This is a genomic window from Bradyrhizobium sp. BR 10289, assembly GCF_019455385.1.
Classification (GTDB): domain Bacteria; phylum Pseudomonadota; class Alphaproteobacteria; order Rhizobiales; family Xanthobacteraceae; genus Bradyrhizobium.
Map to the genome: position 1 here is coordinate 56,116 of NZ_JACOFR010000031.1, position 15,086 is coordinate 71,201.

Below are 15,086 nucleotides of genomic sequence, written 5' to 3' on the forward strand. Positions count from 1 at the left end.
TCGGACAGCCATGCCCCCGCTCCGCGCCGGCGTCCTTACGGCCATCGTCACGCTCGTGGCCGACCAGGCCTCGAAGCTGTGGCTGCTGAACGGGTTCGATCTCGCCCGTAAGGGCGTGGTGAAGGTGATGCCGTTCTTCGACCTGGTCCTGGCCTGGAACATCGGCATCAGCTTCGGCTGGCTCCAGAACGACAGCCAAGCCGCGCAGATCGCGCTGATGGCGGTCAAGGTCATTGCCGTGGTGGCGCTGGCGATCTGGATGGCGCGGTCGCACACCTGGCTGGCCACGGTCGCGCTGGGCCTGGTCATCGGCGGCGCCATCGGCAACGGTATCGACCGCCTCGCCTATGGCGCGGTGGTCGATTTCGCTCTGTTCCACATCGAGATCGGCGGAACCACTTATAATTGGTACGTTTTCAACCTCGCGGACGTGGCCATCGTTGTCGGGGTGGCGGTCCTATTGTATGATTCCGTCCTGGGGGTACCCGCCGCAAAAGCGCCCTGATCCCGGCCGATACGGGCTGACAGGCGGAACCTTGCTTTTTGCGAGGACTGGCCGCGTGCGAGCGGCAATCTGTCACAATATGGAACAGGTACAGTGATGCGCAGCTCCGAGACCAGCGGTTCGATGGTTCGAGACCCCCAATCCGGGTTCTGGCGGGCGTTGAAATTGTCCGCTGTCGCGCTCGGCATCGGTCTCGTCATGACGGCTGGCCCGGTCCGCGCCGGTGACGACGACGATGATGATGACGGGATGACCTTCGAAGAGAAGATCATCGACAATCTGATGTCGGGCATCGGCGCCAAGAGCATGGAAAAGCCCGGCATCGAATACCGCGAGCGTTCGCCGCTGGTCGTGCCGCCCAAGCTCGACCTGCCGCCTCCCGCGACCCAGGCCAAGGCCGCTCCGAACTGGCCCAAGGACCCCGAGGAGAAGCGCCGCAAGGAAGCCATCGCCGCGCGGAAGAAGGCCACCAAGGAGACCGAGAACTGGCAGGCCGCCCGGCCGCTGACCCCGGCCGAGATGAATGTCGGCAGGACGGCCGCACCCGAGCGAACCAGCAACGATCCGATTCAGCCGGGCACCAATTCCAACCCGTCACTCAGCCCCGCCCAGCTTGGTTTCACCGGCGGTCTGTGGGGCATGATGAAGGGCGGCACCCCCGAAGAAAAGCAGTTCACCAGCGAGCCGCCGCGCCAGTCGCTGGTGGAGCCGCCGCCGGGCTACCAGACGCCGTCGCCCAGCTACGCCTACGGCGCCGGCAAGGACAATACGAAAAGGACCTACTTCGACATCATGTCCGGCAAAGACAAGGAACAATAACGTTCCTGCCTGCAGCGACATCGTGACCGGAGCGCTCCTGAGCCGAGTGCATCCGGCGCCGACGACCGATGTGCGCCCGACGCGATCTGTAAATTGCTTATCAGTAACTTGCCTAAGCGTTGAGTTCTCTGCTTCGTGACGCGAAGCCTCAGCCGCACGGTATACCATGCCGTGCCCCCGAGCCGGACATCCGGACTCGGCCTTTCACCAGGGATCATGATGTCCGCAAACCGATCGGTTGCCTGCTTCCTTGCCGCGCTGCTTTCGACGAGCGTCCTGTCGGCCGGTGCCGTCCTCGCCCAGACCACGGTGACATCGGCCCCGCCGGCCAGCTTCACGCTTCCCAACGGTCTCCAGGTCGTGGTGATTCCGGATCACCGCACGCCCGTGGTCACCGAGATGATCTGGTACAAGGTCGGCTCGGCCGACGAGACCCCGGGCAAATCCGGGCTCGCGCACTTTCTCGAGCATCTGATGTTCAAGGGCACCTCGAAGCATCCGGTCGGCGAATTCTCCCAGACCGTGCTCCGCGTCGGCGGCAACGAGAACGCCTCGACCTCGGTCGACTACACCAACTACTACCAGCGCGTGCCGAAAGAGCAGCTGCCGACCATGATGGAGTTCGAGGCCGATCGCATGACCGGCCTGATCCTCAAGGACGAGAACGTGCTGCCCGAGCGTGACGTCGTGCTCGAAGAGTACAACATGCGCGTCGCCAACAATCCGGATGCGCGGCTCAACGAGCAGATCATGGCCGCGCTCTATCTCAACCATCCCTACGGCCGGCCGGTGATCGGCTGGCATCAGGAGATCGAGAAGCTCGATCGCGAGGATGCGCTTGCTTTCTACCGCCGCTTCTACGCGCCGAACAACGCGATCCTGGTGATCGCCGGCGACGTCGAGGCCGCGGATGTCCGCCCGCTGGTCGAACGCAATTTCGGCGCGATCCCGGCGCAGCCCGCAATTCCGGCACGCCGCATCCGTCCGCAGGAGCCGGAGCCGGCCGCACCACGCACCGTCACGCTGGCCGACCCACGCGTCGAGCAACCAAGCGTGCGCCGTTATTACCTCGTCCCCTCGGCAACGACCGCCGCAGCGGGCGAGAGCGCAGCCCTCGACGTGCTGGCGCAGCTGATGGGCAGCGGCAGCAACTCCTATCTCTACCGCGCGCTCGTCGTCGACAAGCCGCTCGCAGTCTCCGCCAGCGCCAGCTATTCCAGCATCTCGCTCGACCCGACCCAGTTCGCGGTCTCGGCCTCGCCGAGGCCGGGCGTCAGCTTTGCCGAGGTCGAGCAGGTGATTGACGGCGTCATCGCCGACGTCGCGACGAACCCGATCCGCGCCGAGGATCTGGAGCGCGTGAAGACCCAGCTCATCGCTGAAGCGATCTACGCCCAGGACAATCAGGCGGTGCTGGCGCGCTGGTATGGCGGCGCGCTGACCACGGGCCTGTCGATCGAGGACATCCGAAGCTGGCCCGACCGCATTCGCGCGGTCACCGCCGAGCAGGTGCGCGCCGTCGCGCAGAAATGGCTCGAGAAGAAGCGCTCGGTGACGGGCTATCTGATCAAGGACATTAGTGCCGCCAAGCGCGAGGAGAAGCGTTCGTGACCTATCCTTTCCTTCGACGCATTGCCTTCTCTCTCGCCACCGGCGCCGCATTTGCGCTCGCGACGGTTTCGCCGTCGCAGGCGGCGGCAAAGATCCAGCGCCTGGTCTCGCCCGGCGGCATCGAGGCCTGGTTCGTGCAGGACGCGACCGTGCCGCTGATCGCCATGGAATATTCCTTCGCCGGCGGCTCGTCGCAGGATCCCAAGGACAAGTCGGGCGTCGCGAACCTCGTCGGCGACCTCCTCGACGAAGGCTCCGGCGACATGGACTCCAAGACCTTCCATGAGCGGCTCGACCGCCGCGCCATCGAGCTCTCCTTCAGCGCCACCCGCGATACGTTCCGCGGCAGCCTGCGCATGTTGCGCGACAACAAGGACGAGGCTTTCGACCTGCTCAGGAGCGCGCTGACCTCGCCGCATTTCGACACGGCCGATGTCGAACGCATCCGCTCGCAAGTGATCTCGGGCCTGCGCCGCGAGACCACCAATCCGTCGTCGCTGGCGAGCCGCAAGTTCCTGGAGGTGGCCTTCGGCGATCATCCCTACGGCCGGCAGACCAACGGCAACCTCGACACCGTGCCGACCATCACGATTGCCGACATGAAAGACTATGTCGGCCGCGTGCTCGCCAAGGACACGCTGAAGGTCGCGGTCGTCGGCGACGTCGATCCGGAGACACTTGGCAAGCTGCTCGACCACACCTTCGGCAGCCTGCCCGCCAAGGCCAATCTCGCTGCGGTCGCCGACGTCGAGGCCGCCAAGCCGCCGCAACGCGCCTTCGTGCCGCTCGACGTGCCGCAGACCGTCATCACCTTCGGTGGTCCCGGCGTGAAGCGCAGCGATCCGAACTTCATGGCGGCGTATGTGGTCAATCACATCCTCGGCGGCGGCGGGCTGTCCTCGCGGCTCTATCGCGAAGTGCGCGAGAAGCGCGGCCTCGCCTACTCCGTGTACGAATCACTGCTGTGGATGGAGCATTCGGCGATCTTCATCGGCAACACCGGCACGCGCGCCGACCGCGCCGGCGACACCATCGACGCCATCGACAAGGAAGTGCGCCGCATGGCCGACGAAGGCCCGACGCAGAAGGAGCTCGACGAGGCCAAGTCGTACCTGAAGGGCTCGCAGATGCTGGCGCTGGACACCTCCTCGAAACTCGCGCAGGCGCTGCTGCAATATCAGCAGGACAAGCTGCCGATCGACTATATCGAGAAGCGCAACGCCATCGTCGATGCGGTCACAATCGACGACGCCAGGGCGGCTGCCCAGCGCCTCTGGGGCCAGGGGCTCCTGACCGTCGTGGTCGGCCGCGCCCCGCAGGCCGCCGCACAGCCGGCGGCGGCTCCCGCGACGAAGTCGAACTGACCTGAGGCGACAGGGTCGCGCCGACGCCCGAATCATCGCGGCAACTCGCAACGCACGGTGTGCGGCGCCCCCCGCGCACGGCATAGTTGACTCCCGAAATGCGGCTCAATATCGTTCCCGCGGGGGTTGGGGAGTGCTTGTGACGGGCTGATAGCTGTCGCGGGGAAGTTGTGTCCGGCTCCAGAAGCAGGAGCCGCCATGGCCGTCGATAACGACGTTCTCTCCATCACCGGGACGCAACAAGTCGCACGCTGGAATACCGACGCGCCACTCGGCACCGCAGTGGTCGTCACCTTCAGCTTCAACTCCGCTCCCGCGTCCTACGACGGGACGGCGCGGCCGAGCTTCACTCCGTTTTCCGACGCCCAGAAGAACGATATTCGCCAGGCCTTGGACGTATGGGCGGCAGCCAGCGGGATTTCGTTCATCGAAGTCCCCGAGGCGGTGGGAGGGCAAATCCGCTTCAACATGTACGACATGAGCGGCGTGCTTGCCTCCAACGGGCAGCAGGCCGCCGGCTTCGGATATTATCCGCAGTATCAGAGCATCAATGCAGGCGGCACGACGCTTTACAGCCCGACCTACAACAATCTCGGCGGCGACGTTTTCCTGAATTCCAATTTCTACGCCGGCAATGACGCCATGATGGCGCCAGGCCATGGCGGCTACTCGGTCACGCTTCATGAAATCGGGCACGCGCTCGGGTTCAAGCATCCGTTCGAAGGCACGCCGACGATCGATCCCGCGCATGACAATGCCAGCTATACGGTGATGTCATATAATCGTCCGGGCACGACGGTCTCGCTCGGGACGGTGGATGTCGCCGCGTCCCAATATTACTACGGCACGAGCGACATCAGCCACAGCTACAATGCTGCGACCCAGACCGTCAGTTTCGCGGGCACTGACGCAGGAGAGTGGATTCTTGGTACCGAACTGAACGACGTGATCTACGGCGGCGGTGGCGACGACCATCTGCGCGGCGAAGTCGGCAACGACATTCTGGCGGGAACCGCCGGCAACGACATACTGACCGGCGGCGCAGGCAACGACCTCTTCATCTTCAGTCCCGGCGACGGCTCCGACAGCATCACCGATTTCGTCGCGGGCGCGCATAGCGTCGATCGGATCGACCTGACCACTTTCCACATGACACTCGCCCGTGCGCTGGGGCAATCCGTTCAGGTCGGCGCCGATACGGTGTTCAGCTTCGCAAACGGCGACACCTTGACGCTTCAGAATGTCACCAAGGTCAATCTGAACGTCGATGATTTCGCCGGCGTGCCGAATACGGCGGTGAACGATTTCAATGGCGACGCCCGCGGCGACATGCTGCTGATCAACAACGCCGCCCACACCGTTTATCAGTGGCAGATGAACGGCACTCAGCTGTCGGCCAATCTGCTGGTCGGCACCATCAACGGCGCTGCCGGCTGGAATTACATCGGCAACGCAGACTTCAACGGCGACGGCAGGGCCGACATGCTGTTCATCAATTCATCGACGCATGGCGTCGCCGAATGGCAGATGGACGGCAACACCATCCTGGCGAGCCCGCAGATCGGGACCTACAACGCCGCGGCCGGCTGGAGCTTCACCGGCACGGGGGATTTCAACGGCGACGGCAAGTCCGACCTGCTGTTTCAGAACGCCACGACCAACGGCGTTGCGATGTGGCAGATGAACGGTACCCAGGTCACCGACAGTGGACAGATCGGCACGGTCAACGCCGCCGCCGGCTGGCACTTTACCTCGACAGGCGATTTCAATGGCGACGGCAAGTCCGATCTGCTGTTCCTGAACGCCGCAAGCCACGGCGTCGCGATCTGGCAGATGAACGGCGCCCAGATCACCGACAGTGGGCAGATCGGCGCCGTCAACGCCGCTGCCGGCTGGCACTTCGCCACGACGGGCGATTTCAACGGCGACGGCAAGACCGATCTCCTGTTCCTCAACGACACCACCCACGGTGTCGCGATGTGGCAGATGAACGGCACGCAGGTCATCGACAGTGGGCAGATCGGCGTCATCAACGCGGCCACCGGCTGGCACTTCCAGGATACTGGCGACTTCAACGGCGACGGGAAGACCGACCTGCTCTTCCTCAACGATACCACCCACGGTGTCGCGCTCTGGCAGATGAACGGCAGCCAGGTCACCGACGGTGGGCAGATCGGCACCATCAACGCCGCCGCCGGCTGGCACTTCGACGGCGTGCGCGACCTCAGCGGCGACGGGAAATCCGACCTCGTGTTCGAGAACAGCAACACCCACGGAGTCGCATCATGGGTGATGAACGGCACCCAGGTGACGGCGAACGCGCAGTTCGTGACGTATGACGCTGCGAACTGGCATTTGTATGTGTGAGGGCGGTGACGGAGCTGTCGGGCTCTTCATCGGGTCGGCCGTCAACGCCGGCAGCGTCAAACGACGAGTTTGTGTTCAAACGCCTTCCGCCGCCGTCATATTGCGCGACGCGCCACATTCCTCTTGACGACGATCCGGCTTTCAAGGTTGTATCAAAGAAAATTGCTCTCTTAACGATATTTCAGTGAAGCGTTTCGGGGCTGGCTGATTGAGACGTGAAGCGGTCGGGTATTTGTCGGCCGTCCAAGATCGGCTTTTTCCAAAACCGCTAGAGGGTTCGCCGCCAATGGCGATCCATGACATGCAGCCGTTCTGCGCGGCCGCTTCTGCGCGGCCGCGCCATTCTATTGGTTTAGCGTGGGACAGCGCACATGACGCATACGATAACCTTCAGCGAGCAGCCACTCGGGACAAAGAACCCGATCTTCGTATTCCCCAACGAGACGGTCCACACGACCGGAGTCATCGTGGTGGACGGCGCCCAACCAGCCAGCCCGGTGATCGCCGCGAACTCATCTTATCAGGACCCGTCTTCGTCTACTTCGACCATCCGGTCTCCGACGTTAGCGTCAACGTCGGATATTTCGACAACCTGTCAAGCACACGCATCGAATTTCGAGATGTGCTCGGAAACGTACTGCAAAGCGTCCACAACACGACGCTCGGCGTACAGACCTTTTCGTTCTCGAGCGCGGCCGGAATTGCATCGGTTGCAGCGATCGACGAGAAATTCGACGCTCAGGGTTTCTCGCTGGATACGGTCGTGTTCGGCGACCCCGTGGATTCGCCGGCTCCTCCCGTCGTGACCGCGGCATCCGGCGTCATCGCAGCCATAGACCGAAGCCTCGGTACGGTCGGGTCATCCTCGATCGCAATCGGCGATACGATCGGCGCTGGCGATCCGGTCGACTACCTGTCCTTCAACGCACCATCCGCAGGAACGGCTACCGTTACCAGCTACCTCGACGACAACCCCAGCAAGAAAGCGGTCTACACGATCAACGTGCAGCAAGGCCTAAACACCTTTCAGATTGTGCCGGGTCAATCGTACGCCTCGACCAAACCCTACCATCTCACAATCGACCTTAACCTTGCGCAGAGTGCTAGCGACAAAGCTGTTGATCACTGGATTAGCGATTCATTCGCCAAGGCGGTTGGTACCACGCTGGACCTGCATGAGTTCGGCGCAGATTTGCTAAAGACGATCGAGGAGAACGTCAACGGGGCAGACGACGCGGTCAAGTTCCTTGGCAAGCTCAAGGCAGCTTATGGATATTTGGGTCTCGCATTGGACATGACCGCGAGATACGACGCCGTCCGACATGCTGCTGATGCAAAAAAGGAGTTGTTCATCCAGACCCTCGACTTCTTCGTCGGCTGGGACGCTGCCGGCGTCGTGGGGGGAGGAGTGACACTCGTAGGAACTCCACTGGCCGGGCTCGTTGCGGGGACGCTGACAAAGGTTGTCTATACCTTTGCCTTGAGCGACTGGGTCAAGGGGCGGCTCGGCGAGATGTATGATCAGCAAATCGCGCACCACGAACAGCCGGTCGCATTCGCATCGGTCCCCGCTGCGGCCACCCCCATCGATATCTCAGCCATCACATTCGACGCCGATTATTATCTCAACTCACATCCGGACGCGCTCGCTGCAGTCCGTTCGGGTGCGGCCGCTAGCGCATATGCTCACTATTTAGCGGTTGGAGCTGACCTTGGGTACAAGCCCAATGCCACGTCGAATCCGATCCCACCGAACCAGATCGTTGGGCATCAGCCTGGTGCGAATGCGGCCCAAGGTTACAACGACACCGTCTTCACAGCGACGGCTGGTACCCTGGCGGGCGATGGGCTCTCCGGCGCAGAAGCGGCCTTTGCAAACTACTTAAATGGGCAACGAACTGACGGAACCGAGTTTGGGCTCGACAGCACGCTGTCGACCCTCGCGAACCGAGTTGCGCGTGACTGGGTTATTAACAACCCGAAGCACCCATCCTCGGCCTTCGATCCGACAGCGCTCGGCAAATGGGCCTCGGTCCTCTCCAACGGCAAGTCGCTGGCCGCTACATTCGGCACACTGGCCGGGCTTACCGCGGGCTTGAACCTATCCGGCGTGCAGATGCTGGCCGCCTATACGTCGCAGACCGACGCCGTCAAAGTCTATCAGACCTTCTTGTCTGATCCTCTGAGTGCTTCCGCGCTCCTCGGCATTGGACAGCACAGCATCGGGATTGGCGAGTACAGAGGCGTTTGGGTCATTCTGCTCAACAGCGCCAACGCAGCCCAAGCCCCGGTTCAGGACAGCAACCCCATCAATGTACCGCTGTTCGGAGGCGACGACCGCGACATTCTCTATGCCGGAGCCGGCGCAGGCAGCCTCTCGGGGTTTGGCGGTGCGGACGACTTGGTCGGCGGCCCGTCGAACGACATCCTCAACGGCGGCACGGGTAACGATGTGCTGAGTGGAGGACCAGGGAGCGATCGCTTTGTTTTCGCCGCCGGCGATGGAAACGACCTCATCACGGATTTCGTTGCCGGGGTCCACACCGATGACAAGATCGATCTCACCTCGTTCCACTTCTCGCTCGCAGCGCTTCTCAACCGCGCAACGCAGGCCGGAAACGATACGGTTATCGATCTCGGAGGCGGTGATACCATCACGCTTCAGAATGTGAACAAGGGCAATCTGAATGCGGACGACTTTGTCGGCGTGGTCAACAAGACGCCAAGCGATTTCGGCGGAGACGCCAAGTCCGACCTGCTCTTCACGAATCCCGTCACCAACGGCGTGGCCGAATGGCAAATGAACGGCACGCAGATCGTCGCGAACCCCCAATTCACGACCATTCCAACGAGCTGGCATTATGCGGCAAGAGGCGATTTCAACGCTGACGGCAAGATCGATCTGCTGCTCCTCAATGACACCACCCACGGCGTCACAATTATACAGATGGACGGCACCCAAGTCAGCGCCAATACGCAAGTCGGCACGATCAATGCCGCCGCCGGATGGCACTTCCAGGGCACCGCGGATTTCAACGGCGACGGCAAGACGGATCTGCTGTTCCTCAACGACACCACCCACGGTGTGGCGATGTGGCAGATGAATGGCACACAGATCATCACCAGCCCGCAGATCGGCACCATCAACGCGGCCGCCGGATGGCACTTTCAGACCATGGGCGATTTCAACGGCGATGGCATGAGCGATCTGCTCTTCCTCAATGACACCACCCACGGTGTCGCCATCTGGCAGATGAACGGCACCCAGATTGTGGCAAGTCCGCAGGTCGGCTCGATCAACGCCGCTGCCGGATGGCATTTTCAGGATACAGGCGACTTCAACGGCGACGGCAAGACCGACCTGCTCTTCCTCAATGACATCACCCACGGCGTCGCCATCTGGCAGATGAACGGCACCCAGATTGCGGCAAGTCCGCAGGTCGGCTCGATCAACGCCGCTGCCGGATGGCATTTTCAGAATACAGGCGACTTCAACGGCGACGGCAAGACCGACCTGCTCTTCCTCAATGACACCACCCACGGCGTCGCCATCTGGCAGATGAACGGCACCCAGATTGCGGCAAGTCCCCAGATCGGCAGCATCAACGCAGTCGGCGGCTGGCGATACGATGCGACCGGCGACTACAACGGAGATAGCAAGACCGACCTACTGTTCGAGAACACGACGACCCACGCGCTCGCCGTGTGGCTGCTGGACGGCCAAAATATCCTGGCCAGCCCCCAGATCGGCACCATCAATGCCGCAGGCGGCTGGCACCTGGCTGTTTAAGGGCCGGCCAACGCCAGCAGGGCACAGGCAAACTGCGGAGCTATCAGCTAGATTGGCGCCCGCCTGATTCCCTGTTCCACGACGCTGGTGCCATCATGCTGCGGATATCCCGCGATCTCGTCATCGACGAGGACGACATCGAGATCGTTTTTGTCCGCGCTTCCGGCCCGGGCGGGCAGAACGTCAACAAGGTCTCGACCTCGGCCCAGCTGCGGTTCGATACGCGCAGGCTGACCATTCCGGAGGATGCGTCGATCCGGCTCGCCCGCATCGCCGGCCAGCGCATGACCAAGGACGGCGTGATCGTGATCCACGCCCAGCGCTTCCGCACCCAGGAGCGCAACCGCCAGGACGCCATCGACCGGCTCGTCGAGATCCTGCGCGAAGCGATGATCCGGCCGACGCCACGCCGCGCGACGCGCCCCACCTACGCCTCCAAGCAACGCCGGCTCGACGGCAAGAAGCGCCGCGGCGACGTCAAGGCCGGACGCGGCGGCCGCTTCGACGACTAATTGACGCGGCAAAGAAACTCCGGCCGCGGAGGCGACCGGAGTCTTGCCGTGTTGACCTGCGGGCTAGTATCGCTTGCCCGCGGCACCGCCCGTCGCGGTATCGTCGGCCGTTCCCTTGTGCGTGGCGCTGCCCGTGGTGCCGACCGTGCCTCGGGTGCCCTTGGTCGACTTCATGCCCGTCGTCTCGCCGGTCGCGCCGGGCTGGGCATTCATCTCCTCATCGCCGCTGCCCATCGTGCTGCCCTGCATGGGTTTGCTTTGCACGGTGCCGCCAGGCTTGGCGCCAGACGACGTCCCTTGCGCGAGAACGGGTGTCACAATGAGAGCCGAGAGAGCGCATGCGATTGCAGAGGTCTTCACCAACTTCATCCAATTCTCCTGGATTTTTCGCGATGGATGGCCCGGCTTCTGGTTGCGCCGCCCGACTGAGCCGTGCCGATTCACCGCGTCGAGAGCTCGAACGGCGCGAACGCGATGCAATCGGCCTCGTGTGGTGATCGTTGTGGGATTTGACGGCGGTTTCGCGGAATTGTGCTCCGCATATAAGGCAGCGCGAAACATCGCACACGGCAGGCATCTCTGCGCGCAGCGAAACAGCCCGCTACTACCACCGCATCTTTGACGCCGCCTAGAGTTTGCGCAACGTCGATGTGGATGGGCGGATTCTTGGCGATGCGCGCGATCGTGCTGGGATTGTGCACCGCGATGGTGCTGTTGGTACGGGTTGCCGATGCGCAGATGCCGTTGCCGGCCGCAAAGCCGCCGGATGGAGCGACGCTGTTCAAGCAGCAATGCGCGGTCTGCCACACGTTGAACCTCTCGGAACCGATACGGCAAGGTCCGCCACTGGTGAAAGTCGTGGGCCGCCCCGCCGGCAAGGCCGAAGGCTTCAAATACTCAGAGGCGCTGTCGAAAGCCGACTTCGCCTGGGACGAGGCCAGGTTAGATGCCTGGCTCACAAATCCGCAAGCCCTCATTCCCGGCGTGACCATGCTCTACCGTCAAGCCAAGCCGGAGACGCGCGCCGCCATCATCGCTTACCTCAAGGAGCAGAACTGAATGGCCAAGCCCGTTCATTCCATGATCCGCGTGCTCGACGAGGCACGCTCGGTCGACTTCTACAAACGCGCATTTGGCCTCGAAGTCGCCGAGCACCTGACATTCGCGGACTTCGCGCTGATCTATCTGCGTCACCCCTCCTCACCTTTCGAGGTCGAGCTGACGGTGAACTTCGATCGCAGGGAACCGTACGCGCTCGGCGACGGCTACGGCCATCTCGCCGTGGTGGTCGAGGATCTCGACGCCGAGCACGCCCGTTTCGAGCGCGAGACGCTTGCACCGGGCCCCTTACGCGACTTCAAGCACGAGGGCAGGACGCTGGCGCGCTTCTTCTTCGTCAGCGATCCCGATGGCTACAAGATCGAGGTGATCCAGCGGGGCGGACGTTTCGGCTGATCAAGTCACAAGAACCCAAATCACAAAAATCACGGAGGAATGCCATGAGAGAAGTCGATCGTCGAAGCAAGCACAGCCGCCGCGTCTTTCTCAAGGGTGCGGCGACCGCCGTACCGGTCGCTGTCGCGACCAGCGTCACCGTGAGCATCGAGGATGCCTGGGCCGATGACGCCACCGCACTCTCGCCCGCGACGATGAAGACGCTGTTGAAGGTCGCGCGCGACATCTATCCGCACGATATCCTTGGTGACAGCTACTACATCACCGCGATCAAGCCATGGGATGGCAAGGCGGCCAAGGATCCCGCCGTCAAATCGCTGATCAGCGACGGCATCGCGCGGCTCGATCAGAATGCGCGGGACCGCCACAAGGCGCCTTACGCCGAGGTGCCCTGGGAAGCCGACCGCGTGGTGCTGCTGAAGGAGATCGAGCAAAGCGACTTCTTCCAGAAGGTGCGCGGCGACCTCATCGTCTCGCTCTACAACCAGAAAGAGGTCTGGCCGCGGTTCGGCTATGAGGGCTCGTCCGCCGAACACGGCGGCTACATCAACCGCGGCTTCGCCGACATCGACTGGCTGCCGAAGGCTTAAACCGCCCAACGGTTCAGGAGAACGCATATGGCAAAATTCGATCTGAACGACAACAGCGTTGTGGTGATCGTCGGCTCCGGCGCCGGCGGCGGCACGCTGGGCAACGAGCTCGCGCAGAAGGGCGTCAAGGTGGTCATCCTCGAAGCCGGTCCCCGCATCGAGAATCAGGACTTTGTCAACGACGAATGGGAAAGCTTTTCCCAGCTTGCCTGGACCGATGCACGCACCACGTCGGGAACGTGGCGCGTCGCCAAGGATTTTTCGGGCCTTCCGGCCTGGATCGTCAAGGCGGTCGGCGGCTCGACGACGCATTGGGCCGGCGCGTCGCTGCGCTTCGACGAGCACGAGTTCAAGGTGAAGAGCACCTACGGCAACATACCCGGCGCCAACCTTTTGGACTGGCCGGTCACGCTCGCCGAGATGGAGCCGTGGTACGCCAAGGCCGAGAACAAGATGGGCGTCACCCGCACCAACGGCATTCCCGGCCTTCCCGGCAACAATAACTTCAAGGTGCTGGAGGCCGGCGCCAGGAAGCTCGGCTACAAGACCGTGCACACCGGCAACATGGCGATCAACAGCCAGCCGCGCGATGGCCGCGGCTCGTGTCAACAAATCGGCTTCTGCTTCCAGGGCTGCAAGTCCGGCGCGAAATGGTCGACGCTCTACACCGAGATTCCCAAGGGCGAAGCCACCGGCAACCTCGAAGTGCGGCCGAGCAGCATGGCGGTCAAAATCGAGCACGACACGGGCGGCAAGGTCACCGGCGTCGTCTATGCCGACGAGACCGGCGCGATGCAGCGCCAGAAGGCGCGCATCGTCGCGGTCGCCGGCAACTCCATCGAGAGCCCGCGCCTGCTGCTCAACAGCGCCTCGAGCATGTTCCCCGACGGCCTTGGCAATTCATCGGGGCAGGTCGGCCGCAACTACATGCGGCACATGACCGGCAGTGTCTATGCCGTGTTCGAGAAGTCGGTGCACATGTATCGCGGCACCACCATGGCCGGCATCATCCGCGATGAAGCCGCCAACAATCCGAAGCGCGGCTTCGTCGGCGGTTACGAGATGGAGACGCTGTCGATCGGGCTGCCCTTCATGGCGGCGTTCCTCAATCCCGGCGCCTGGGGCCGTCCGTTCACTGCGGCACTCGACGGCTATCCCCGGATGGCCGGCATGTGGCTGGTCGGCGAGGACATGCCGCAGGAGACCAACCGGATCACGCTCGACCCGGTCGTGAAGGACAAGTTCGGTCAAGCCGTCGCGAGCGTGCATTTCGACGATCATCCCAACGATCTTGCGATGCGCGCGCATGCCTACAAGCAGGGCGCCGCGGTCTACGACGCGGTCGGCGCCACCGTGACCTATCCGACCCCGCCCTATCCGAGCACGCACAATCTCGGCACCAACCGGATGAGCGAGAAGCCGCGCGACGGCGTGGTCAACAAGTTCGGCCAGAGCCACGACATCAAGAACCTGTTCGTCTCCGACGGCAGCCAGTTCACCAGCGGCGCTGCCTGCAACCCGACCCTCACCATCGTCGCGCTCGCGATCCGGCAGGCCGACTACATCGCCGGGGCGATGCAGAAGAAGGAGATCTGAGGCGGAGCGCCTGCTCCGTCATTGCCAGGAGCACTTGCGACGGAGCAATCCAGACTGCCGCCGCAGAAGAATTCTGGATTGCTTCGCGGAGTCTGTCATCGGGCCACGCTTCGCGCGGACCCGTTGGCTTGCAATGACGGTGGTCTATTCGGCCGCGTCGAGGACGGGCGCGACGGTCGCCTTGAACTCCTGCACTGACGCCGTCGACTTCGATCGATAGATCAAACACGAGCAGCGCAGCAGCGAGGCGAAATTGTTGACCTCGCCGTGATGGTCGAGCACCTCGTTGTAGAGCGTGGTCAGGAATTTCCCGACGCTCATGTTCTCCCTAGCCGCGATCTCCTCGAGCGTGTCCCAGAACGCCATCTCCAGCCGGATCGAGGTGCAGTGCCCGCCGATCCGCAAAGACCGGGTTTGGGATTCATAATCGCGTTGGGGCTGGTGCGCAAAGAGATGGCACATGGCGTCCTCCCGTCC

General features: G+C 62.9%; 13 protein-coding genes. 11 read left to right on the forward strand and 2 right to left on the reverse strand.

Going from position 1 to position 15,086, the window contains the following annotated elements:
* The first annotated feature begins 10 nt into the window (after positions 1-10).
* The 7 genes from lspA (at position 11) to arfB (ending at position 10,968) form a co-directional block, all read left to right on the forward strand.
* The gene (gene lspA, locus HYH08_RS33280) at positions 11-505 is read left to right on the forward strand and encodes a signal peptidase II (RefSeq protein ID WP_220014048.1); all 495 of its coding nucleotides are present in this window, start codon (positions 11-13) and stop codon (positions 503-505) included.
* 96 nt (positions 506-601) lie between these two features.
* Positions 602-1,324, forward strand: a complete 723-nt coding sequence (locus HYH08_RS33285) for a hypothetical protein (RefSeq protein WP_220014068.1) — start codon at positions 602-604, stop codon at positions 1,322-1,324.
* A 216-nt stretch (positions 1,325-1,540) separates the two neighbouring features.
* Positions 1,541-2,935: a M16 family metallopeptidase gene (locus HYH08_RS33290; protein ID WP_502789357.1), complete on the forward strand. Its 1,395-nt coding sequence runs from the start codon at positions 1,541-1,543 to the stop codon at positions 2,933-2,935.
* Entirely contained in the window at positions 2,932-4,299 is a 1,368-nt protein-coding gene (locus tag HYH08_RS33295) for a M16 family metallopeptidase (protein WP_220014049.1), read from the forward strand. Before HYH08_RS33290 ends, HYH08_RS33295 begins: the two co-directional genes overlap by 4 nt.
* Positions 4,300-4,497: 198 nt before the next feature.
* On the forward strand, positions 4,498-6,666 hold the full coding sequence (locus tag HYH08_RS33300; RefSeq protein WP_220014050.1) for an FG-GAP-like repeat-containing protein: 2,169 nt from the start codon (positions 4,498-4,500) through the stop codon (positions 6,664-6,666).
* A 286-nt stretch (positions 6,667-6,952) separates the two neighbouring features.
* Positions 6,953-10,456, forward strand: a complete 3,504-nt coding sequence (locus HYH08_RS33305; RefSeq protein ID WP_220014051.1) for an FG-GAP-like repeat-containing protein — start codon at positions 6,953-6,955, stop codon at positions 10,454-10,456.
* 95 nt (positions 10,457-10,551) lie between these two features.
* Positions 10,552-10,968, forward strand: coding sequence for an alternative ribosome rescue aminoacyl-tRNA hydrolase ArfB (gene arfB, locus HYH08_RS33310; protein WP_220014052.1), 417 nt, complete (start codon positions 10,552-10,554; stop codon positions 10,966-10,968).
* A gap of 63 nt (positions 10,969-11,031) precedes the next feature.
* Here the strand turns inward: arfB and HYH08_RS33315 are convergent, their stop codons facing one another.
* Positions 11,032-11,337, reverse strand: coding sequence for a hypothetical protein (locus tag HYH08_RS33315; RefSeq protein WP_220014053.1), 306 nt, complete (start codon positions 11,335-11,337; stop codon positions 11,032-11,034).
* Positions 11,338-11,640: 303 nt separating this feature from the next.
* On the opposite strand from HYH08_RS33315, the gene HYH08_RS33320 reads away from it, so the two are divergent.
* The 4 genes from HYH08_RS33320 to HYH08_RS33335 are packed head-to-tail and all read left to right on the forward strand — an operon-like array spanning position 11,641 to position 14,609.
* Positions 11,641-12,027 carry a c-type cytochrome gene (locus tag HYH08_RS33320; protein ID WP_220014070.1) on the forward strand — a complete coding sequence of 129 codons (387 nt, stop codon included), beginning with the start codon at positions 11,641-11,643 and terminating at the stop codon, positions 12,025-12,027.
* Positions 12,028-12,423, forward strand: coding sequence for a VOC family protein (locus HYH08_RS33325; RefSeq protein ID WP_220014054.1), 396 nt, complete (start codon positions 12,028-12,030; stop codon positions 12,421-12,423).
* A gap of 44 nt (positions 12,424-12,467) precedes the next feature.
* A complete protein-coding gene (locus HYH08_RS33330; RefSeq protein WP_220014055.1) occupies positions 12,468-13,013 on the forward strand; it encodes a gluconate 2-dehydrogenase subunit 3 family protein in 546 nt (181 codons plus the stop codon).
* A 27-nt stretch (positions 13,014-13,040) separates the two neighbouring features.
* Complete coding sequence (locus tag HYH08_RS33335) at positions 13,041-14,609, forward strand: GMC family oxidoreductase (RefSeq protein WP_220014056.1); 1,569 nt, start codon at positions 13,041-13,043, stop codon at positions 14,607-14,609.
* A gap of 144 nt (positions 14,610-14,753) precedes the next feature.
* Here HYH08_RS33335 and HYH08_RS33340 read toward each other — a convergent pair whose 3' ends face one another.
* Positions 14,754-15,071, reverse strand: a complete 318-nt coding sequence (locus HYH08_RS33340; protein ID WP_220014057.1) for a ribbon-helix-helix domain-containing protein — start codon at positions 15,069-15,071, stop codon at positions 14,754-14,756.
* Positions 15,072-15,086: the final 15 nt, after the last annotated feature.